The sequence below is a fragment of the Nocardioides panacisoli genome (assembly GCF_039537325.1).
GTDB lineage: Bacteria > Actinomycetota > Actinomycetes > Propionibacteriales > Nocardioidaceae > Nocardioides > Nocardioides panacisoli.
Genome location: NZ_BAABAH010000001.1, coordinates 81497 through 101490, shown reverse-complemented (window position 1 = coordinate 101490; position 19994 = coordinate 81497). Strand labels below are relative to the sequence as shown.

The window sequence follows — 19994 nt, the reverse complement described above, 5'->3', positions numbered from 1 at the left end:
CTTCCTCCGTGGTCAGCGGCCGACCAGGCCGGTGCGGTTGATGAGGGTGTCGAGGACCTCGTCGATCGTCGACATCACGCGGGCTGCGGCCTGGTAGGCGCGTTGCGCCGTCATCAGGTTCACGGTCTCCTCGTCGAGGTTGACGCCGGCCTGCTGCTCCCGGGACTCGTCGACGGAGCCCGCCAGGGCCTGCTGGTTGGTGGTGCGGGAGTTGAGGGTGCTGACCTCGACGCCGAAGGAGTTGACCAGGCGCTGGTACGCCGACTCGACGTTCCCGGTCTGGCTGAGGGCGTCGGCGTTGTTGCCGTCGACCGTGCCGGCGACGGAGGCGGCAGCGATCTTGGAGGTGTCGGTGATGGCGACGGCGAGGCTGGCGGCGGGGTCCGCGGGGTCGTAGCTGAAGAAGTCGCCACCGGCCGCGCCGCTCGCGTCGTACCCGGCCGCGTGCTGGGCGTTGACCGTGTCGGCGAGGTCCTTCGCGACGGCGTCCAGCCCGGCGCGGTAGCCCGGGAGCACGGTCGTCAGCAGGTCGCTGACCGCGCCGACCTCGCCGCCGAGCCCGGTGACCGGCGTGGTGCCGGACGGTCCGGTGACCGCGAGGGTCAGCGGCGTGCCGTCCGAGTCGCCGGTCGCCGTGATGCCCGAGGCGATGGTGAGCGAGGAGGCGGTGTTGCCCGAGACCAGCGACTGGCCGCCGACCGTGACGTCGTACATCCCGTCGGGGCGCACCGTCGTCACCGCGCCGGCGAGCTCGCTGAGGCGGAGCGCGAGCTGGTCGCGCTGGTCCTCCAGGTCGGCGACGTCGTTGCCGTTCGCCTTGCTGCTGAGGATGGTCTGGTTGAGGGCGGCGAGGTCGCCGGCGGCGGAGCTGACGTCGCTCACGAGCGAGAGCATGTGGACCCGCTGGTCCGCCTCCTCGCCGGTCACGTTCGAGAGCTGGCTGTGGATCGCCTGGACCAGGGTCGCTGCCCGGCCGAGCACCTGCTGGCGGGCGGCGTCGCCGCCGGGGTTGTTGGCGAGGTCGTGCCAGGAGCTGCGGAACTCCTGGAGCGCCGCGGCCACTCCGTTGTCGCTCGGCTCGGCGATGGCGTCGTCGAGCCGCTTCAGCACCGTCTGGGTGGTCTGCAGGTAGGAGAGGGTGCCGTGCTCGCGTCGTACGCGGCCGTCCAGCAGCACGTCGACCATCCGCTGCGAGGCGACCACCCGGACGCCGTCGCCGTGGCCGTCGTACTTCGACCACATCGCGGGAGTGGTCGGGCCGCCGACGGAACCCGCGACGAGGCGACGCCGCACGTAGCCGTCGGTGTTCGCGTTGGCGATGTTGTTGCTCGCGAGGTCGAGCGCGACCTGGTTGTACCGGATCGCGGAGAGCGCCGTGTTGATCGACGAGAAGGTGCCCGACACGCTGCCCTGCCTCAGATCGCCCGGTCGACCAGGCGGCTGCGCGGTGCGTCGACGATGGCGGCGCCTGCGTGGGTGTAGCCGTCGGCGGCGCCCCCGCCGAGGGCGAGCAGCGTCTCCTGGGCGGCGCGGAAGCCGGCCGTGAGCAAGCCCTGGTTCTCCGAGGACAGGTCGGCGATCTCACGAGCCACGGCGACCAGTGCGTCGCGGTGCTCGACCAGGATCGCGCGCCACGGCTCGGGCGCGGTCTCCGCCAGCGCGGCGAGCGACGGGTTCGGCGGGAGGCCGAGCTCCTCGGCCGCGGCGTCCGCGGCGACCGCGCGCATCAGCTCGGTCTCGCGCAGCGAGCCGAGCACGTCCTCGATCTCACGGGTCGCGGTGGCCAGGTAGCGCGTGCGCCCGCTCGCGAGCACCAGTCGCTCGACCTCGAGCTTGAACGACAGCAGCTCGAGGAGCTCCCGCTCGCGCCACAGGATCTGGGACAGCCGGTCCACCGGATCACCTCTCGGATCGGTCCCGCCAACCGGGACTCTCGGCCCCTTTCATCGCCCGGGCCGCCGCCGATATGAGGAGTCGCCGAGAATTCCTCAGTCGGTTGTCCGACGGCACTAGTCAATTGGGAGGACCCGCCGATTGGGACCTCTTGGGACCAGGGTCCCGAAGTGTTCCGGGCAGGGGCCCGGAAGCCTCGAAACCCATCGAGCATTTCCCTTCTGACCTGCAATGTCCGCTATGTGTCCGAAAGCATCGCAGGCCCGGCGGCCACCACCGAAACCAGCACCGACGACCTCATCGTTCGCACGATGCCCCTCGTCGGCCACATCGTTCGCGAGACGATGGGTCGGGTCCCGTCGCACGTCAGCAGGGACGACCTGACGTCCGCCGGCCTCACCGCGCTGGTGCAGGCCGCCCGGGCCTACGACGCCGAGCGCGGCGTCCCGTTCGAGCGCTACGCCGCCACCCGCATCCGCGGCGCGGTGCTCGACGAGCTCCGCGCCGTCGACTGGGCCTCGCGCTCGGTCCGGCGCCGGGCCCGCGACCTCGCGGAGACCCGCGGCACCCTCGCCGCCACCCTCGGTCGCACCCCCACGGCGATCGAGGTGGCGCGCGCGTGCGGCCTGTCCGAGGACGAGGTCCTCGCCAACGACGACGACGTCGCCCGGGCTCAGGTGCTCTCCCTCCACGCGCCGGCGACCGGCTCCCTGGACGACCTGCTGCCGACCCGCGCGCCGTCGCCCGAGCAGGCCGTCGAGTACGACGAGCAGCTGACCTACCTGCGCGAGGCGATCGTCGAGCTGCCCGAGCGGCTCCAGAAGGTCGTGCGCGAGTACTTCTTCGAGGAGCGTCCGATGGCCGACATCGCCGCCGACCTCGGGGTCACCGACTCCCGCATCTCGCAGATGCGCGCCGAGGCGCTCATCCTGCTGCGCGACGCCCTCAACAACGCGCTCGAGCCGACGCTCGTCAAGCCCGCCGGCAAGACCGGCGGTGTGGCGCAGCGGCGTCGCGAGGCCTACTTCGCCGCCGTGGCCGCGCGGCACGCGGACGGCGTACGGCGTACACCGCGGAACCTCGGCGCTGTCGGCTGAAAACTCCTCAGGCTCCGCCGCCACGCACCGATCAACCTCGCGACGGGAGCCCACGGACGGGCTCCTGGAGCACATGACCTGAATCCAGGAGGGAAATCATCATGGGTCTTCGCATCAACCAGAACATCGACGCGATGAACGCGTACCGCAACCTGTCGGTCACGCAGGGGCAGATGTCCAAGTCGCTGGAGAAGCTCTCGAGCGGCTTCCGCATCAACCGGGCCGCGGACGACGCAGCCGGTCTCGCGATCTCCGAGGGCCTGCGCTCGCAGGTCGGTGGTCTCAAGGTCGGCGTCCGGAACGCCCAGGACGGCGTCTCCGTCGCCCAGACCGCTGAGGGCGCGCTGACCGAGGTCCACTCCATGCTGCAGCGCATGAACGACCTCGCGGTGCAGTACAACAACGGCACGCAGAACACCGACTCGCAGGCCGCGATCGAGGCCGAGTTCACCCAGCTCACCACCGAGATCAGCCGGATCAAGGACAACACCAAGTTCAACGGTGTCGACCTGTTCGCCGGCAACGACCTGACCTTCCAGGTCGGCTACGCCAGCACCGACGCGATCACCATCGACGGTGCGAGCGCGCTGGCGGACTTCACGTCGTCGACCTCCGCCCTCACCGCGGCCGGTGGCAGCGACGCCGTCCAGACCGCCATCACCGCCGTGTCCACCCAGCGCGCCGCGCTCGGTGCGATCCAGAACCGCTTCGAGCACACGATCAACAACGTGAACGTCGCGGTCGAGAACCTGTCAGCGTCGGAGTCGCGGATCCGCGACACCGACATGGCTCAGGAGATGATGAACTTCACCCGTTCGCAGATCCTGTCCCAGGCCGGTACGGCGATGCTCGCCCAGGCGAAGTCCGCCCCGCAGAGCGTTCTGCAGCTGCTGCAGAACTGATCGGGCCCCGGGCCACCACGGCCCAGAGCGTCTCCGGGCGCCGGCGGGGCACCAGCCCCACCGGCGCCCGGTCCCGATCGCAGTCCCGATCCGTCTCGTGAGCGAAGGAGGCCGGCATGACGACGACGTCGTCCACCGCGAGCATCAGCGGCCTCGTCAGCGGCCTCGACACCGCCGGCCTCATCGACAAGATGATGCAGCTGGAGGCCACGACCCAGAACAAGCTCAAGATCCGGGTCACCTCCGAGCAGAGCGAGGTCACCGCCCTCCAGGCGCTCAACACCAAGCTCGCGAACCTCTCCACCACCGCCGCCGGGCTCTCCGGCGCCTCGTCCTCGACGACCAACGTGTGGGCCACGCTCCAAGCCACCTCCTCGAACTCGGCGGTCACCGTGACCGCCACCAGCAGCGCGGCGCCGACGGCGTTCAGCGTCACCGTCGGGCAGACCGCCCTCTCCCACCAGCTCGCGTTCCTCGACCCGCACGCGAAGACCGACGTCGTCACGGGCACCGGTACCGACGTGGTGCTCAAGCGCAGCGGCCAGCCGGACCTCACCATCAGCACCGCCGGCGGCACCCTCGACCAGGTGGCGTCCGCCATCAACGCCGCGAACGCCGGCGTCCGCGCGACCCTCGTCAAGGTCGGCACCTCGGGTGGCACCGACCAGTACCGGCTGCTCGTCGAGTCGACCACGACCGGTGCCGGCCAGGCCTTCGACCTCACCGACGCGGACGGAGGGTCGCTCCTGGGGGGAGCGACCGTCCGCGCCGGGCGCGACGCCACGATCAGCGTCGGCGGCATCGACGCCACCTCGTCGACGAACACGTTCGCCGACCTGGTGCCGGGCGTGACGATCACCCTCGGTGCGGCCGCGACCGGCACCGCCGCCATCTCGGTCTCGCGGGACGCGACCGCACGGTCGGCTGCCGTGAAGACGATGGTCACCAGCATCAACGCGATCCTGGACTCGATCTCCACGCAGACGGCGAACAACTCCGACGCGTCCAAGGCCGGGGTGCTGGCCGGCGACGGCACGGTGCGGCAGGTGGCGAGCAACCTGCTCGAGTCGATCTATCCCGGCGACAAGACCTCGATGGCGGCGTACGGCATCCAGGTCGACCGCTACGGCAAGCTGGTCTTCGACGAGACGAAGTTCGCCGCGGCCTACCAGGCCGATCCCGACGCGGTGACCGCCGCCATCACCGGGACGAACGGCTTCGCGGCGCGGGTGAAGAAGGTCGCGGACGCAGCGAGCGACCGGTACACCGGCAGCGTGACCACCACGATCAACGGCCACAACTCCACGATCAAGCAGCTCAACGACAGCATCGCGTCGTGGGACGACCGGCTCGCCTTGCGCCGTACGACGCTCGAGACGCAGTACACCGCGCTCGAGACCGCCCTTTCCCAGATGCAGAGCCAGCAGGCCTGGCTCACCAGCCAGCTTTCCGCCCTGTCGAGCAGCTCGAGCTCCTAGGAGAGACCGTGACCTATCCGACCAGTGCCCGCGCGGCGTACGTGGGCAACTCCGTCAGCACCGCCAGCCCGGCCCGCCTCCTGGTGATGCTGGTCGAGCGGCTGGTGCTCGACGTCGAGCGGGGCCTGCGCGCCCAGGTCGACGGGGACTGGCCCGAGGCGCACCAGCAGCTGCTGCACGCGCAGGACATCGTCAACGAGCTGCAGGCCAGCCTCGACGTCGACCTGATGCCGGCGGGCACCGAGCTCGCGTCGCTCTACGAGTACCTGCGCCGGCGCCTGGTCACCGCGAACGTACGGCGTGACCCGGACACAACCCACGAGGCGCTGCTCATCGCCCGTCAGCTCTGCGACACCTGGCGCCAGGCGGCGATGGCCGCGGCGCTCAGCTGAGGCGGCGGCGTGACCCGACCGACCTGGGAGCAGGCGCTCGACGAGCTCGAGCAGCACCTGCACCACTGCGAGTCGCTGCTGTCCGAGGGGTCCGAGGGGTCCGACGCGTCCGGCGCGCCCGGTGGGTCCGACGCGGTGCCGGTGCCCGGCCGCTGGCTGAAGCCCGACGGGCTCGGCCCGCTCCCCGCGCACCTGGTCGACCGGGCGTTCGCGCTGCGCGAGCGCCAGGCCGCCGTGATCGCCGCGCTCCCCGGTGCCATCGCCGTCAATCGGCAGCAGCGTGCCGCTGCCGACCGGCCCCGGCCCGGCGGGCCCGCGCGGCCGGGCTCGGTGTACCTCGACGTCACCGCCTGAGCGGCGCGCGTCAGGCGCGGAGCGCGCCGAGGAGCCGGGCGGGCAGCTGGTCCAGCGGGAGCACGTCGTGCGCGAGACCGGCGGTGGCGACGGCGCCGGGCATGCCCCACACGACCGACGTCTCCTCGTCCTGCGCCATGATCGTCGCGCCGGCGGCGGAGAGCAGCCGGGCGCCCTCGAGTCCGTCCTGGCCCATCCCGGTCAGCACGGTGGCGAGGGCGCGGCCGCCGTACACCTCGGCCGCGGAGCGGAACAGCACGTCGACGGCGGGACGGCAGAAGTTCTCCTGCGGGCCCTGGTCGAGCACCACCCGGACCGAGCCGGCCGCCGAGCGCAGCCGGACGTGGTGGTCCCCGGGCGCGATGAGCACCTCCCCGGCTCGCACCGGGTCGCCGTCGGCGGCCTCGCGCACGGTCAGCGGGGAGGAGCGGTCCAGCCGCTCGGCCAGCATCGTCGTGAAGACCGGCGGCATGTGCTGGACCACGAGGACCGGTACGCCGAGGTCGGCGGGCAGCTTCGGCAGCAGCCGGGCGAGGGCGTCGGGGCCACCCGTGGAGCAGCCGATGAGCAGCACCTCGGGGCGGCCCACGGGTGCCCTGCGCGCGGGCGGGGCGGTCGGCGGTCGGCTCACGGCGGTCCGGACGCCGGCCGGAGCGAGCTTGCGCATGCCGACCAGCGCGCGGATCCGGGGCACCAGCTGGTCGCGGATCGCGGTGATGCCGTCCGCGATGCGGCCGGTGTTGGAAGGCTTGGTGACGTAGTCCGACGCGCCCCGGGACAGCGCCTCGAGGGTCGCCGCCGCGCCGCGCTCGGTCAGCGTGGAGAACATGATCACCGGCAGCCGCGGGTGCCGCTCGCGGATCTCGGTCAGCGCGCCGAGCCCGTCCAGCCGGGGCATCTCGATGTCGAGGGTGACGACGTCGGGCTCGAGGGCGTCCACCTGCTCGACCGCCTCCACCCCGTCCGCGGCGACGCCGACGACCTCCAGGTCGGGCGCCTCCCGCAGTGCGGTGGTCACCAGGCGGCGTACGAGCGCGGAGTCGTCCACGACGAGGACGCGGATCTTCGGGGTCGTCACGGATCCCTCATCGGCCTCCGCGCGGCGGTGCTGAGCGCGCGCCTTTATGTACGTACATCCACCTTTATGTACGTACATCAAGCCTGGATGTACGTACATAAAGGTCGTCGCCGCGGCCCCTCATGACCGCTCAGGACGGGCACCCGGCGCCCGATAGACGAGGCATGACTACGGCGACGGACACCTACGAGTCGGTCTCGGCCCTCGTGCGTCGCGAGACCTCGATGATCTACGACGCCGGCAAGGAGTACCTCGTCGAGGCGCGGCTGCGGCCACTGGCCGCCGCCGCGGGCTGCACCGTGGACGAGTACGTCAAGCGGCTGCCGATCGACCCGGTCGAGCGGCGCAAGGCGATGGACGCACTCACCATCAACGAGACCAGCTGGTTCCGCGACCACGCGCCGTACCAGGTGTTCTCCGACGTGCTCCTCCCCCGGCTGCTCGAGGCCCGCGCCGCCACCCGGCACCTGCGGATCTGGAGCGCGGCCTGCTCGAGCGGCCAGGAGGCCTACTCGCTCGCGATGCTCCTCGACCAGCACCTGCCGGCGGGCTGGACCCACGAGATCGTCGCCACCGACGTCTCGACGGCGATGCTCGAGCGGGTGCGGAACGCGCGGTACAGCGCGGTCGAGGTCAACCGCGGGCTGCCCGCGACGGCGCTGGTGCGCTACTTCGCCCGCGCCGGCAACGAGTGGGAGATCGTGCCGCGGCTGCGCGAGCACGTCTCCACCCGGCACCTCAACCTCGCGGCGCCCTACGACGGGCTCGGCTCGTTCGACCTGATCATGCTCCGCAACGTGCTCATCTACTTCGACCAGGAGACCAAGCACGACATCCTGCGCCGGATGCGGCCGATGGTCGCGCCGCACGGCTACCTGATGCTCGGCTCCTCCGAGACGACCCTCGACCTTCCGCCGGACCTCGCCGCCCAGTGGCGGCGGGAGCAGGAGGGACGCGTGCAAGTCCACCGACCCGCGACAGGAGCCCTGACGTGAAGGCACTGATCATCGACGACTCGCGCGCGATGCGGAGCATCCTGCGCCGGATCGTCACCTCCCTCGACTTCGAGACCGACGAGGCCGGGCACGGCCAGGAGGCCCTCGAGCGGATGGAGAGCGGCCCCGTCCCCGACGTGTGCCTGGTCGACTGGAACATGCCGGTGATGGACGGCTACACCTTCATCACGAAGGTCCGCGCCAACCCCGACTGGCGCAACGTGACGCTGATGATGGTCACCACCGAGAGCGAGCAGCAGCAGATCGTGCGGGCGCTCGCCGCCGGTGCGCACGAGTACGTCATCAAGCCGTTCACGCCCGACGCCATCGCGGAGAAGCTCGAGATGCTCGGCCTGGTCGGAGGTGCGGCATGACCGCGCCCGCCCTCACCGCTCCGTCGTACGACGACGTCCGCGCGGTCACCGACGAGGTGTGGACCACCCTGCTGGGCGAGGCCGCACCACTGATCGACCGGCTGGTGCCGGTCGGCACGCCCTTCGACAGCGTGGGCGTGTGGTCGGCCGCCGTCACGGTGAGCGGCGGCTGGGAGGGCAGCGTCACCGTCGAGCTGACGACGTACGTCGCCGGCGCGCTCACCACGACCATGCTCGACCTGCCCCACGACGCCGAGGTCTCCGACGCCGACGTCGCCGACGCGGTCGGCGAGCTGGTGAACATGCTCGGCGGCAACGTGAAGAGCCTGATGCCCGGACCGAGCGTGCTGTCCCTGCCGTCCGTCGCCGCCGGCCGCGCCGCGTTCTCCTCCGACGCCCGCGAGGTCGCCCGGGTCGAGGCGACCTGGGACGGCGAGCCCGTACGCGTCACCGTCCACAACTCGACCGGGGAGACCCACCGATGAAGATCCTGATCGCCGACGACAGCCGTGTGATGCGGCAGATCGTCGTCCGCACGCTGCGCCAGGCCGGCCACGGCGGCCACGAGATCGTGGAGGCCGAGAACGGCAAGCAGGCACTGGAGCTGGTCACGACCGAGCGGCCGGACCTGGTGCTGTCGGACTGGAACATGCCGGAGATGACCGGCATCGACTGCCTGTCCGCGCTGCGCGCCTCGGGCTCCGACGTCGCCTTCGGGTTCGTCACCTCCGAGGGGTCCGACGAGATGCGCCAGCGTGCCGAGGCCGCCGGCGCGGCGTTCCTCATCGCGAAGCCGTTCACCCCGGAGGCGTTCGACGACGCGCTCCGCTCGGTCCTCTGAGCCGGCGATGGCCGTCCACCTCCCCCAGCCCAAGCAGCTCAAGGACCTGCTCGCCGACCTGCTCGGGCGGGACGTCAGCCTGTCGCCGGGCACGCCGTACGCCCCTCGTCCCGACGACGCCGTGACCATCGCGACGTACGTCGACGACGCGCTCCACCTCGTGGCCCTCGTCGCGTGCGACCTGCCGTTCTCGGCGTACGCCGGCGCCGCGATCGGCCTGGTGCCGGCCGCCGGCGCACAGGCCGCGATCGACGACGGCAAGCTGACCGACAACCTGGCCGAGAACCTCTACGAGGTCCTGAACATCGGCGCCTCGGTCTTCAACGTGCCCGGCGCCGACCACGTCCGGCTCCACGAGATGCACCCGGCCGGGCCGACGCTCGACCCGCAGCTGCGGATCCGCACGCTCACCCTCGGTCGCCGTGAGGACCTCACGGTCGACATCGCGGGCTACGGGACCGGCCGGCTCAGCGTCGTCCTGTTCTGACAGGTAGTCATTCCTGACTAGCAGCACCGGCCGACCGATCGCTCAACCGCCGGCGTCCGGGACCGATCAGGAGCCTGAGCAAGGATCCGCTCGCCCCTCGCCGATGGACCGGCACCCCGCTTTGCCCTACCCGTGGGGGTTTGCACCGTGTCCTTCGCCATGTCCGATCCGGTCAGCTTCGTGCTGCACGACGCGATCGACGGCCTCGCCCTGCGCCAGCGGGTGATCGCCGACAACATCGCCAACGTCGACACCCCGAACTTCCGCGCGCACTCGGTCGACTTCGAGTCCGCGCTCTCCAGCGCGATCGACCGCGGGACGGTCTCGACGGACCAGCTGCAGGCGACCGTCGAGGAGACGCAGACGCCGGTCGGCGCGAACAACAACAACGTCGACCTCCGCAAGGAGTCGATCGCGGCGATCCAGACGCAGTTCCAGTACCAGATCGTCGGCCGCGCGTTCACGGACCGGTTCGACCGCCTCTCGGCCGCGGCAGGCAGCTTCTGATGGGCGCTTTCGACGCCCTCGGCATCGCCAACTCCGCGCTCGGCGCACACCAGACCTGGCTCGACGCGATCGCCGACAACATCGCCAACATCAACACCGTCGAGCCCACCAGCCAGACCGCGTTCCAGGCGACGTACGTCCAGTTCGGCGCCGACCCGAACGGCGGTGTCGAGGTCACCGGGCTCGCCAAGGGCGACCCGCAGGGCCGGCTGGTCAGCGACCCGGGCAACCCGCTCGCCGACGCCGACGGCTACGTCCGCCAGCCCGACATCGACATGGCCTCGGAGATGGGCCAGCTGGTGATGGCGCAGCGCGGCTTCCAGGCCGCGGTGCAGGTCACCAAGACCGCCCAGGACACCTACACCGCCGCCCTGCAGATCGGGGCCAGGTGACATGAGCATCACGCCCGTCCAGTTCCCGTCCTTCCCGACGGCTCCCACCACGCCGACCCCGGTCGCCGGCGCGGACGCCATCGCCCCGTCGCTGACCTCGACCAACGGGGTCAGCGGGCCGTCCGGCTCGGGCGAGGAGTTCGGCTCGATGGTCCTCGACGGCCTCGACCGGCTCGAGGGGCTCAACGACCGCGCCGACAACCTCGCGGTCCAGGCGGCCACCGGGAAGCTCGACAACATCCACGACTACACCATCGCGGCGAGCGAGGCCTCGGTCGCGACCCAGCTGACCGTGGCCCTGCGCAACAAGGCCGTCGACGCGTTCAACGAGATCATGAGGATGCAGGTCTGACGACATGCGGGACCGGATGATGGGCGCGCTGGGGCGCGCCCGCGAGACCTTCAGCGACTTCACCGTCGGCCAGAAAGCGGTGGCCGTGATCGGTACGGCGGCGCTGCTCATCGGCGCCGTCATGGTGTTCCGCTGGGTGTCCACGCCGAGCTACGCGCCGCTCTACTCCGACCTGTCGGGGAGCGACGCCAGCGCCGTCGTCGACGAGCTCGACGCCGAGGGCGTCTCCTACAAGCTCACCAACGGCGGCAGCACGATCATGGTGCCCAAGTCGGACGTGTACTCGACCCGGATCGCCCTCAACGGCAAGGGCCTCCCGTCCAGCGACGCCGGTGGCTACAGCCTGCTCGACAACCAGAGCCTCTCGACGTCGGACTTCCAGGAGCAGACCGACTTCAAGCGGGCGATGGAGGGCGAGCTCGACAAGACCATCGAGGCGATGGACGGCATCGACACCGCCGTCGTCCACCTCGCGCTGCCGGAGAAGCAGGTCTTCGCCGAGCAGCAGGACCCGGCCACCGCCTCCGTGCTCGTCGCGACGACGCCCGGCGTGACGCTGAGCTCGGAGCAGGTGCAGGCGATCGTGCACCTGGTCGCCTCCAGCATCGACGGCCTCGACCCGAACCAGGTCACCGTCACCGACTCGGCCGGCAACGTGCTCGCGATGCCGGGCCAGGACGACGTGGCGGGCGGCGGCCTCACCGGCAACCGCTACGACCAGGTCGAGCAGTTCGAGAACGACATGCAGGGCGAGGTCCAGCAGATGATGGACACCGTCTTCGGCCCCGGCAACTCCAAGGTGACCGCGACCGCCGACCTCGACTTCGACCACGCGACCATCGAGAGCCGCACCTACACCGTCCCGAAGGACCTGACCGCGCTGTCGGAGTCGAAGTCCTCGGAGACCTACACCGGTCCCGGCGCCGGCGGCACTGCGGGCGGCGGCGTGGTCGGCCCGGACGGGCAGATGGACCCGAGCGCCGTGCCGAGCGGATCGGACTCGGCGTACGAGAACAAGAGCTCCACCCGTGACAACGCCGTCGACCAGACCGTCGAGCACCGCGAGACCGCGCCCGGCTCCGTCAAGAGCCTGCACATCGGCGTGGTCGTCGACACCGCCGCGGCCGCCGGTCACGACATGGACGAGGTCTCGGACCTGATCCGCGACTCGATCGGCATCGACCGCAAGCGCGGCGACACGATCGAGGCCACGCAGATGGCGTTCGACCACTCCGCGGCCGAGGAGGCCCAGGCGGAGCTCGAGGCCGCGCAGAAGGCCAAGGCCGACGCGGCGAAGAAGACGATGTACCGCAACATCGCGATCGGCGGCGGCATCGCCCTGCTGGTCCTGCTGGCGTGGGCGCAGGCCCGGCGCCGGGCCAAGGCCCGCGAGCAGGCGACGTCGTACGTCGTCGAGCAGCTGCGGGCCGATGCGGCCGCGCGGGCACCGATCGAGCCGCCCGCTCCCGCCGTCGCGGCGCTCGAGGCGGTCGAGGAGACCGAGGAGGACCGGGTCCGTGACGAGCTGATCGCGCTCGTCGAGCGGCAGCCCGAGGACGTCGCCGCGCTGCTCCGCGGCTGGCTCGTGGAGCCCAGGTGAGCGTGATGACCCAGGCCGCATCGCTCACCTCGTTGGGGGTGCGCAAGGCCGCCGTGCTGATGATCCAGCTCGGCAAGGACCGCGCCGCACAGGTGATGGCGCACCTGACCGACACCGAGGTCGAGAACATCTCCGCCGAGATCGCCCGGCTGGACGCGGTGACCGCGTCGGAGACCGGCGCGGTGCTCGGCGAGTTCCACGACCTGATGACCGCGCACGCGCACGTGACCCAGGGCGGGTTCGGCTTCGCGCAGCAGCTGCTCGAGCAGTCGCTGGGCCCCGAGCGCGCGAAGGAGATCATGGAGCGGCTGCACGCCGCGGCGGTGCAGATGCCGTTCCAGTTCCTGCACCGCGCGGATCCCGCTCAGCTGCGGGGCTTCATCTCCGACGAGCACCCGCAGGTGATCGCGCTGGTGCTCGCACACATGGCCGCCGACAAGGCCTCGCTGCTGCTCAGCGGCCTGCCGGCGCACCAGCAGGCCGTGGTGGCGCACCGGATCGCGGTGATGGACCGTACGTCGCCGGAGATCGTGCGCACCGTCGAGAGCATCCTCGAGCGCAAGCTCTCGTCGATGCTGCAGCCCGCCGAGGTGTCGCGGGTCGGCGGCGTCGACCCGCTGGTCAACATCATCAACCGGTCCGACCGGCCGACCGAGCGGCAGATCGTCGAGGGCCTCGAGGGCCTGGACGCGGCGCTCGCCGACGAGGTCAAGAGCCGGATGTTCATGTTCGAGGACATCGTCGGGCTGGACGACCGCTCGGTGCAGCAGGTGCTGCGCCAGGTCGACACCGCCGAGCTCGCGCTCGCGCTCAAGGGTGTCCCCGAGGCGGTCCGCACCAAGATCACCACGAACCTCTCCGAGCGTGCCGCCGAGAACCTGCTCGAAGAGGTCGAGCTGCTCGGCGCCGTCCGGCTCGCGCAGGTCGAGGAGGCCCAGCAGAGCATCATCCGCACGATCCGCCAGCTCGAGGAGCAGGGCGTGATCATGGTCCGCAGGGGGAACGACGATGAGTTCGTCGTCTGAGGCGACCGAGCGAGTGACAGCGCCGAGCGAGGAACGAGCTCGAAGCGCTGGCCGCGAGCGAGGGAGCCAGGCGCGAAGCGCCTCGGCCGGCGTCGCCATGGCGCTGCCGGAGCTGCGGACCGGCGAGTGGACCCGTCTCGGCGGGGACTCCGTGCTCGGCGACGCCGTCACCGAGGCGGCGCTCGGCGGTCTCGCCGAGCGCGCGCGGTCGGCGGCGCGGGCGCAGGGGTACGCCGTCGGCTGGGCCGAGGGACGCCGGCAGGCGGCGGCCGAGGCCGCCGAGCACGCCCGCGCCCTCGACGTCCGGCACGCGGAGGAGGAGTCGCGCCGCGACCGCGAGCTCGCGGTCGCCGTACAGGCGCTCGGGGAGGCCGCCGAGCAGGTGCGGGGGCTGCTCGACGACCTCGCCGCGTCCCTCGCGGCGCAGGGCACGGACCTGGCCTGGGCGCTGGCCGAGGAGATCGTGGGCCGCGCCGTGGGGGGCGAGGGCGCACAGGACGTCGTGGCCAGGGTCCTGGGGGCGCTGCCCGCGGGCCCGGTCGCGACCGTCCGCCTGCACCCCGACGTCGCCTCCGGCACCGCGACCGCCGAGCTCGCCGAGCACGGCGTGGTCGTCGTCGCCGATCCGGCCCTGGAGGTCTCCGACGCCCTGGTCGAGTCCGACGGCGCCGTGGTCGACCTCCGCATCGCCGCCGCCCTCGAGCGCGTCCGGGAGGTGCTCGCATGAGCCTGCTCACTCCGTCCGTCGCAGCGGCCGCGCTGGGTGCGGCCCGGCCGCTGCACCACGGGACGGTCACCGAGCTGGTGGGTCTGCACGTCGTCGTACGGAACCTGCCGGCGGCGGTCGGTGACCTCGTCGAGGTCGTGGGGGCCGGCCGGCTGCTCGCCGAGGTGGTCGCGCTGCGGCCGGGCTCGATGGTGTGCCTGCCGCTCGGTCCGACCGCGGGCATCCGGGTGGGCGACCTGGTGCGCCACACCGGCGGACCGCTGACCATCCGGGTCGGCGAGCAGCTGCTCGGGCGCGTGCTCGACGGACTGGGCCGCCCGGTCGACGGCGGACCCGACCTGGACGCCCTCGACGTCGTCGTGGTCGAGCTCGCCGCTCCTGCGGCGCTCTCGCGGCCCCGGATCACGCAGCCGCTCGGGCTCGGCGTACGTGCGCTCGACGCGCTGGTGCCCTGCGGTCGCGGGCAGCGGATCGGGATCATGGCCGGCTCGGGCGTCGGCAAGTCGTCGCTGCTGTCGATGGTCGCGCGCGGCTCGGACGCGCCGGTGTCGGTGATCGCGCTGGTCGGCGAGCGGGGCCGCGAGGTGCGCGAGTTCATCGACGTCGACCTCGGGCCGGACGGCCTGGCGCGGTCGGTCGTCGTCGTCGCGACGTCGGACGCGCCCGCGATGGAGCGGCTGCGCGCGGCGTTCACGGCGACCCGGATCGCGGAGTGGTTCCGCGACCAGGGCCGGGACGTCGTGCTGATGATGGACTCGCTGACCCGGGTCGCGATGGCCCAGCGCGAGATCGGGCTGTCCGCGGGCGAGCCGCCCGCGACCCGCGGCTACCCGCCCAGCGTCTTCGGCCTGTTGCCGCGACTGCTCGAGCGCGCGGGTACGTCGGACCGTGGCTCGATCACCGGTCTCTACACGGTGCTCGTCGAGGGCGACGACCTCCAGGACCCGGTCGGCGACACCGCCCGGTCGATCCTCGACGGCCACGTCGTGCTGTCCCGCGAGCTCGCCACGTCCGGGCACTTCCCGGCGATCGACGTGCTCGAGTCGATCTCCCGGGTCACCTCCGCGGTGACGACGAAGGAGCAGCAGCGGCTGGCGACCCGCCTGCGCCGGATGCTGGCCGCACACCGGTCGGTGCGCGAGCTGGTCGAGATCGGGGCGTACGTCGCCGGTGCCGACGCCGACGCGGACGCCGCGCTCGAGCGGCTGCCGCGCATCGAGGCGTTCCTGCGCCAGTCGATGGACGACCTCACGCCCACCGCCGAGACCTGGCGCCGGCTCGAGGAGCTGGTCGCGTGAGCAGGGTGCACGCCGAGGACCGCGGCCTGGCCGCGGTCGCCCGGGTCCGCGGGGTGAGGGAGCAGGACAGCCGGATCGGCCTGCGGCTCGCCGCCGCCGAGGCCGCGTCCCGGGGTCGGCGCGCCGAGGAGCTGCACGAGCGGCTCGCCGTCGCCGAGGTCCCCGAGACCAGCACGCCCGGGCTGCTGCTCGCACGGCGTACGGCCCTCGCCGTGCTGGGCGAGGACGGCAGGACCGCACGCATCGAGGCCGCGAGCGCCGTACGACTGACCGAGCAGGCGCACCACCGCTGGGACAGCGACCGCGCCCGGCTCGCCGCCGTCGACCACCTGCTCGAGCGACGGGCCCAGCGGCGCCGGGCCGAGGCCGCGCGCCGGGAGCAGAAGGACGCCGACGACATGACCGCACAGCGCTGGCTGCGCGCGACCGACGGGGAGGCGGCGCGATGAGCATCGAGACCGTCGCCGCCCGGGTGGCCCAGCTGCAGAGCCAGTTCGCGCAGTTCGTGCCGGCGCAGTCGGTGAGCGCCGGCGGGTCCGGCTTCCGCACGACGCTCGCGAACGCGCGGGCCGACACCTCCGACGGCGTGAGCGGCGCGGACGTCGTGGCGGACGCGAAGAAGTACCTCGGCATCCCCTACGTCTGGGGCGGGACCGACCCCAAGGTCGGGCTCGACTGCTCGGGCCTGGTGCAGCGGGTGTACGCCGACCTCGGCATCGACCTGCCGCGGGTCTCGGCCGACCAGGCCCGGCAGGGCACGCCCGTCGCGAGCCTCGCCGAGGCGCAGCCCGGCGACCTGCTGGCGTGGGACAACTCGAGCCGGAACAACGGCGCCGACCACATCGCGATCTACGTCGGCAACGGCAAGATGATCGAGGCGCCGTACACGGGCGCGAACGTCCGGCTGGTCGACGTACCGTCGACGCCGGACTACATCCGCCGGATCCTCCCGAGCGACAGTGCCTCCGCACGGCCGGTCGCCGGCACCACGGTCCCGAACGCCTCGGCGCGCGTCGGCGCGGACGTGCCGTACGCCGACCTGATCAACGCCGCGGCCGCGCGCACCGGCGTCCCGGGCGAGCTGATCGCCGCGGTCGCCCAGCAGGAGTCGGGCTTCGACCCGAAGGCGGTCAGCGGCGCGGGCGCCCAGGGGCTGATGCAGCTGATGCCGGGCACGGCCGACAGCCTCGGGGTCAGCAACCCGTTCGACCCCGCTCAGGCGATCGACGGCGGCGCCCGGCTGCTCCACGACCTGCTGCAGCGGTTCGGCAAGGTCGACCTCGCGCTGGCGGGGTACAACGCCGGGCCCGGCGCGGTGCTGAGGTACGGCGGCGTGCCGCCCTACCCGGAGACGCAGAACTACGTGCGCAGCGTGCTCGGGATCCTGGGACAGCGGTGACCTCATGAGCGTGCTGCCCTTCCTCCCGTCCCTGCCCACCGCCGCAGGCGCGACCGGCACCCCTGGTGCGGCCGGTGACCCGGCCGGCGGCCAGGGTGACCAGTCCGCGGGTCAGCCCGGTGGCTTCCTCGACGCCCTGGTCGCCGCGATGGCGGGTGTCGTGCCCGGCGTGCCCGCGCCGGTGCCGTCTGCGCCCGCAGCACCTGCGCCCGCAGCACCCGCGCCCGCAGCGCCCGCGTCGTCGGTGGGGGCTGCGGTGCCCGCCGCTGCCGCGCCAACGACCTCTGCGCCCGTCACAGCGCCGGCGACGTCGGAGCCCGCTGCCGCGCCGGCGCCCCTCGCGGCCGACGCCGCGCCGCAGCCCCAGCCGGCTGCCGCGCCCGCCGTACTCCTCGCCGAAGCCGGCCAGCCCCGCACCCCCGCCGTACCGGTCCGGCCCACCCGCGCCGGACAGCCCGCCGACGTCCCCGCCGCACCCGGTGCGCCCGCTGAGCCCGCTGCTGATTTCCCAAGGGATGCACCGAAGCCTGCGCTTCCCACGTCGAATCCGGCGAGGGAAGCGACGGTTCGGCTACATCCCTTGGGGAAGCTGCAGCCGCGAGCCACGACCACGACCCCGGCCCCGGCCGCGAGCACGACCGCGACCGACGAGACCAAGCCTGGGAGCGCAGCGCCGCACCCAGCTGCCGACGCGGCGCCGGACCTGTCGGCCGCCGCCACAACTGACGGTTCGACCCGCTCCAACACGGGGTTCGACACGCCACAACTGACGGTTCAACCCGCCACAGCTGTCGGTTCGACGGGGGGCGGGGGGAAGCGGGAGACCGCGGCCGCGGCGGCGGCGGTGGTGGTGCGGCAGGTGGCGCCGGAGGTGACGCAGCTGGTGTCGCGGGGGAACGGGACGCACCGGATGACCCTGACCCTGCAGCCGGAGCAGCTGGGCGAGGTACGGGTGACGCTCGTCGTGCGCGACGGGTCGGTGCACGTACGGCTCGCGGCGGACCAGGCCAAGGAGGCGCTGGTCCAGGGCGTTCCGGAGCTGCGGCGGCTGCTGGAGGCCACCGGCGCCGAGGCACGGGTGGTCGTCCGCGACCTCGGCGGTACGCCGACCGCCGGCCTCTCGGCCCAGTCGGCCCAGCCCGGCCAGCCGGCCCAGCCCGGCCAGCCCGGCCAGACCGGCCCGCACGCCGGCAACCACGACGGGGGCCAGACCGGCCCGCAGGGCGAGCACCGCTCGTCCGGGGGCGGGACGCCCGGCCGCTCCGACGCCCACCCCGACCACCGCGACCGGCGCGCGGACCGCAACCGTCGCGACGACGTACCTGCCGTCGCGGCGCCGACCACCGGTCGACTCGACCGGACCATGTGAGGAGGGAACCGTGTCCGTCACCCCCACCGACGGCGTCTCGTCGGGGCTGATGTCCCCGGTCGCCGCGACGTCCGCCGGCACCACCGACGGCCTGGGCGACCAGCAGACGTTCCTCGAGCTGATGGTGGCGCAGCTGCGCTACCAGGACCCGCTCAACCCGACCGACTCCAGCGAGTTCCTCTCGCAGTCGGCGCAGTTCACCGCGCTGCAGAAGATGCAGGACGTCGCCGACCAGACCGCGATGCTGCTGACCACCCAGCTGTCGTTCGGCGCCAGCTCGCTGATCGGCAAGACCGTGCACTGGAACGACGAGAACGGCGTCGAGCAGACCGGCGTCGTGCAGGGCACCACGTTCCTGCCGTCCGGCCCGGTGCTCAGCGTGGACGGTCACGAGGTGCCCGTCATGAGCGTGATCAGCGTCGGCGACGCCCCCACCATCCAGCCAGAGGCGCCCTCGGGTGACGCCACCACCGGCCCGTCCGGTACCCCGCCGACCCCCTAGGGCCGGTCGCACCACCTCCGAGATCACCCGAAGAAACCGAGAAAGTAGGACCAGCAATGCTTCGTTCACTCTTCGCCGGCATCAGCGGCCTGCGGGCCAACCAGACGATGCTCGACGTGACCGGCAACAACATCGCCAACGTCAACACCACCGGCTTCAAGGCCAGCACCACCGTCTTCTCCGACACCCTGAGCCAGATGCTCACCGCGGCGTCCGGTGGCGGCGCGGACCGTGGGGGCACGAACCCGATCCAGATCGGCCTCGGCGTCCAGCTCGCGGCGACGATGCTCAACTTCAACCAGGGCTCGGCCCAGACCACCGGCCGGCCCACCGACCTGATGCTGCAGGGTGACGGGTTCTTCATGCTGCGCGACGGCAACGAGAACGTCTACACCCGCGCCGGAGCGTTCACGTTCGACAACACCGGCACGCTGGTCGCGCCGAACGGCATGCGCGTCGAGGGCTACGCGCTCGACGCGACGGGCGCCCCGACCGGCGGGCCGACCGACATCAACCTGCACATGATCGACTCCACGCTGCCGGCCGGCGTCGAGCTGACGTCCTACAACATCGGTCCCGACGGCAAGGTGCGCGGCACCTTCTCCGACGGCGTCCAGCGCGACATCTGCCAGCTCGCCGTCGCCGACTTCGCGAACCCGATGGGCTTGGAGAAGATCGGCGACACCGAGTTCCGCGAGTCCGCCAACTCCGGCGTGGCCGACATCGGCGTCGCGGGCCAGGGCCAGCGCGGCCAGATCATGGCCGGCGCGCTGGAGATGTCGAACGTCGACCTCTCCTCCGAGTTCACCAACCTGATCCTCGCCCAGCGCGGGTTCCAGGCGAGCTCGCGGGTGATCACGACGTCCGACCAGGTGCTCGAGGACCTCGTCAACATCAAGCGCTGAGCCTGACGGCTCAGGGGCGCGGCGGCA

The 19994-nt window shown here is 72.3% G+C and carries 25 protein-coding genes; 22 read left to right on the top strand and 3 right to left on the bottom strand.

Annotated features, from left to right (window positions below; genetic code table 11):
- Positions 1-12: 12 nt before the first annotated feature.
- Together flgK and ABD709_RS00465 are read right to left on the bottom strand one after the other, a co-directional pair.
- Positions 13-1404: a flagellar hook-associated protein FlgK gene (flgK, locus tag ABD709_RS00470; RefSeq protein WP_344771797.1), complete on the bottom strand. Its 1392-nt coding sequence runs from the start codon at positions 1402-1404 to the stop codon at positions 13-15.
- 11 nt (positions 1405-1415) lie between these two features.
- A complete protein-coding gene (locus tag ABD709_RS00465; protein WP_344771796.1) occupies positions 1416-1895 on the bottom strand; it encodes a flagellar protein FlgN in 480 nt (159 codons plus the stop codon).
- Positions 1896-2135: 240 nt separating this feature from the next.
- Here ABD709_RS00465 and ABD709_RS00460 point away from each other — a divergent pair, with 240 nt between their 5' ends.
- The 5 genes from ABD709_RS00460 (at position 2136) to ABD709_RS00440 (ending at position 6116) form a co-directional block, all read left to right on the top strand.
- Entirely contained in the window at positions 2136-2990 is an 855-nt protein-coding gene (locus tag ABD709_RS00460) for a sigma-70 family RNA polymerase sigma factor (RefSeq protein WP_344771795.1), read from the top strand.
- A gap of 101 nt (positions 2991-3091) precedes the next feature.
- On the top strand, positions 3092-3892 hold the full coding sequence (locus ABD709_RS00455) for a flagellin N-terminal helical domain-containing protein (RefSeq protein WP_344771794.1): 801 nt from the start codon (positions 3092-3094) through the stop codon (positions 3890-3892).
- Positions 3893-4008: 116 nt separating this feature from the next.
- The gene (gene fliD / locus ABD709_RS00450; protein ID WP_344771792.1) at positions 4009-5370 is read left to right on the top strand and encodes a flagellar filament capping protein FliD; all 1362 of its coding nucleotides are present in this window, start codon (positions 4009-4011) and stop codon (positions 5368-5370) included.
- Between the two features lie 8 nt (positions 5371-5378).
- Positions 5379-5762 (top strand): flagellar export chaperone FliS, encoded by a 384-nt coding sequence (fliS, locus tag ABD709_RS00445; RefSeq protein ID WP_344771791.1) that lies wholly within the window; start codon positions 5379-5381, stop codon positions 5760-5762.
- Between the two features lie 9 nt (positions 5763-5771).
- Positions 5772-6116, top strand: coding sequence for a hypothetical protein (locus ABD709_RS00440; protein ID WP_344771790.1), 345 nt, complete (start codon positions 5772-5774; stop codon positions 6114-6116).
- Between the two features lie 10 nt (positions 6117-6126).
- On the opposite strand, the gene ABD709_RS00435 is transcribed toward ABD709_RS00440, so the two are convergent.
- A complete protein-coding gene (locus ABD709_RS00435) occupies positions 6127-7194 on the bottom strand; it encodes a protein-glutamate methylesterase/protein-glutamine glutaminase (RefSeq protein ID WP_344771789.1) in 1068 nt (355 codons plus the stop codon).
- Positions 7195-7358: 164 nt separating this feature from the next.
- Here ABD709_RS00435 and ABD709_RS00430 point away from each other — a divergent pair, with 164 nt between their 5' ends.
- The 17 genes from ABD709_RS00430 (at position 7359) to ABD709_RS00350 (ending at position 19967) form a co-directional block, all read left to right on the top strand.
- Positions 7359-8189, top strand: a complete 831-nt coding sequence (locus ABD709_RS00430) for a CheR family methyltransferase (RefSeq protein WP_344771788.1) — start codon at positions 7359-7361, stop codon at positions 8187-8189.
- Entirely contained in the window at positions 8186-8563 is a 378-nt protein-coding gene (locus tag ABD709_RS00425; protein WP_344771787.1) for a response regulator, read from the top strand. Before ABD709_RS00430 ends, ABD709_RS00425 begins: the two co-directional genes overlap by 4 nt.
- Complete coding sequence (locus tag ABD709_RS00420) at positions 8560-9048, top strand: chemotaxis protein CheX (protein WP_344771786.1); 489 nt, start codon at positions 8560-8562, stop codon at positions 9046-9048. Before ABD709_RS00425 ends, ABD709_RS00420 begins: the two co-directional genes overlap by 4 nt.
- A complete protein-coding gene (locus tag ABD709_RS00415; RefSeq protein WP_344771785.1) occupies positions 9045-9404 on the top strand; it encodes a response regulator in 360 nt (119 codons plus the stop codon). Before ABD709_RS00420 ends, ABD709_RS00415 begins: the two co-directional genes overlap by 4 nt.
- 7 nt (positions 9405-9411) lie before the next feature.
- Positions 9412-9891, top strand: coding sequence for a hypothetical protein (locus ABD709_RS00410; protein WP_344771784.1), 480 nt, complete (start codon positions 9412-9414; stop codon positions 9889-9891).
- 159 nt (positions 9892-10050) lie between these two features.
- The gene (flgB, locus tag ABD709_RS00405) at positions 10051-10398 is read left to right on the top strand and encodes a flagellar basal body rod protein FlgB (RefSeq protein ID WP_344771783.1); all 348 of its coding nucleotides are present in this window, start codon (positions 10051-10053) and stop codon (positions 10396-10398) included.
- Positions 10398-10790 (top strand): flagellar basal body rod protein FlgC, encoded by a 393-nt coding sequence (locus tag ABD709_RS00400; protein WP_344771782.1) that lies wholly within the window; start codon positions 10398-10400, stop codon positions 10788-10790. Before flgB ends, ABD709_RS00400 begins: the two co-directional genes overlap by 1 nt.
- Before the next feature lies 1 nt (position 10791).
- A complete protein-coding gene (gene fliE, locus ABD709_RS00395; protein ID WP_344771781.1) occupies positions 10792-11142 on the top strand; it encodes a flagellar hook-basal body complex protein FliE in 351 nt (116 codons plus the stop codon).
- A gap of 4 nt (positions 11143-11146) precedes the next feature.
- Entirely contained in the window at positions 11147-12742 is a 1596-nt protein-coding gene (gene fliF / locus ABD709_RS00390) for a flagellar basal-body MS-ring/collar protein FliF (RefSeq protein WP_344771780.1), read from the top strand.
- Between the two features lie 5 nt (positions 12743-12747).
- Positions 12748-13767, top strand: coding sequence for a flagellar motor switch protein FliG (gene fliG, locus ABD709_RS00385; RefSeq protein WP_344771779.1), 1020 nt, complete (start codon positions 12748-12750; stop codon positions 13765-13767).
- A gap of 97 nt (positions 13768-13864) precedes the next feature.
- Positions 13865-14494 carry a FliH/SctL family protein gene (locus ABD709_RS00380; RefSeq protein WP_344771778.1) on the top strand — a complete coding sequence of 210 codons (630 nt, stop codon included), beginning with the start codon at positions 13865-13867 and terminating at the stop codon, positions 14492-14494.
- Positions 14491-15792, top strand: coding sequence for a FliI/YscN family ATPase (locus ABD709_RS00375; RefSeq protein WP_344771777.1), 1302 nt, complete (start codon positions 14491-14493; stop codon positions 15790-15792). The genes ABD709_RS00380 and ABD709_RS00375 overlap by 4 nt, the downstream gene beginning before the upstream one ends.
- Positions 15789-16241 (top strand): hypothetical protein, encoded by a 453-nt coding sequence (locus ABD709_RS00370; protein WP_344771776.1) that lies wholly within the window; start codon positions 15789-15791, stop codon positions 16239-16241. The genes ABD709_RS00375 and ABD709_RS00370 overlap by 4 nt, the downstream gene beginning before the upstream one ends.
- Positions 16238-17191 carry a transglycosylase SLT domain-containing protein gene (locus ABD709_RS00365; RefSeq protein WP_344771775.1) on the top strand — a complete coding sequence of 318 codons (954 nt, stop codon included), beginning with the start codon at positions 16238-16240 and terminating at the stop codon, positions 17189-17191. The genes ABD709_RS00370 and ABD709_RS00365 overlap by 4 nt, the downstream gene beginning before the upstream one ends.
- Positions 17192-17195: 4 nt before the next feature.
- Positions 17196-18560 (top strand): flagellar hook-length control protein FliK, encoded by a 1365-nt coding sequence (locus tag ABD709_RS00360; protein WP_344771774.1) that lies wholly within the window; start codon positions 17196-17198, stop codon positions 18558-18560.
- Positions 18561-18570: 10 nt separating this feature from the next.
- Positions 18571-19062, top strand: a complete 492-nt coding sequence (locus ABD709_RS00355) for a flagellar hook capping FlgD N-terminal domain-containing protein (protein WP_344771773.1) — start codon at positions 18571-18573, stop codon at positions 19060-19062.
- Positions 19063-19118: 56 nt separating this feature from the next.
- A complete protein-coding gene (locus tag ABD709_RS00350; RefSeq protein ID WP_344771772.1) occupies positions 19119-19967 on the top strand; it encodes a flagellar hook-basal body complex protein in 849 nt (282 codons plus the stop codon).
- Positions 19968-19994 lie beyond the last annotated feature (27 nt).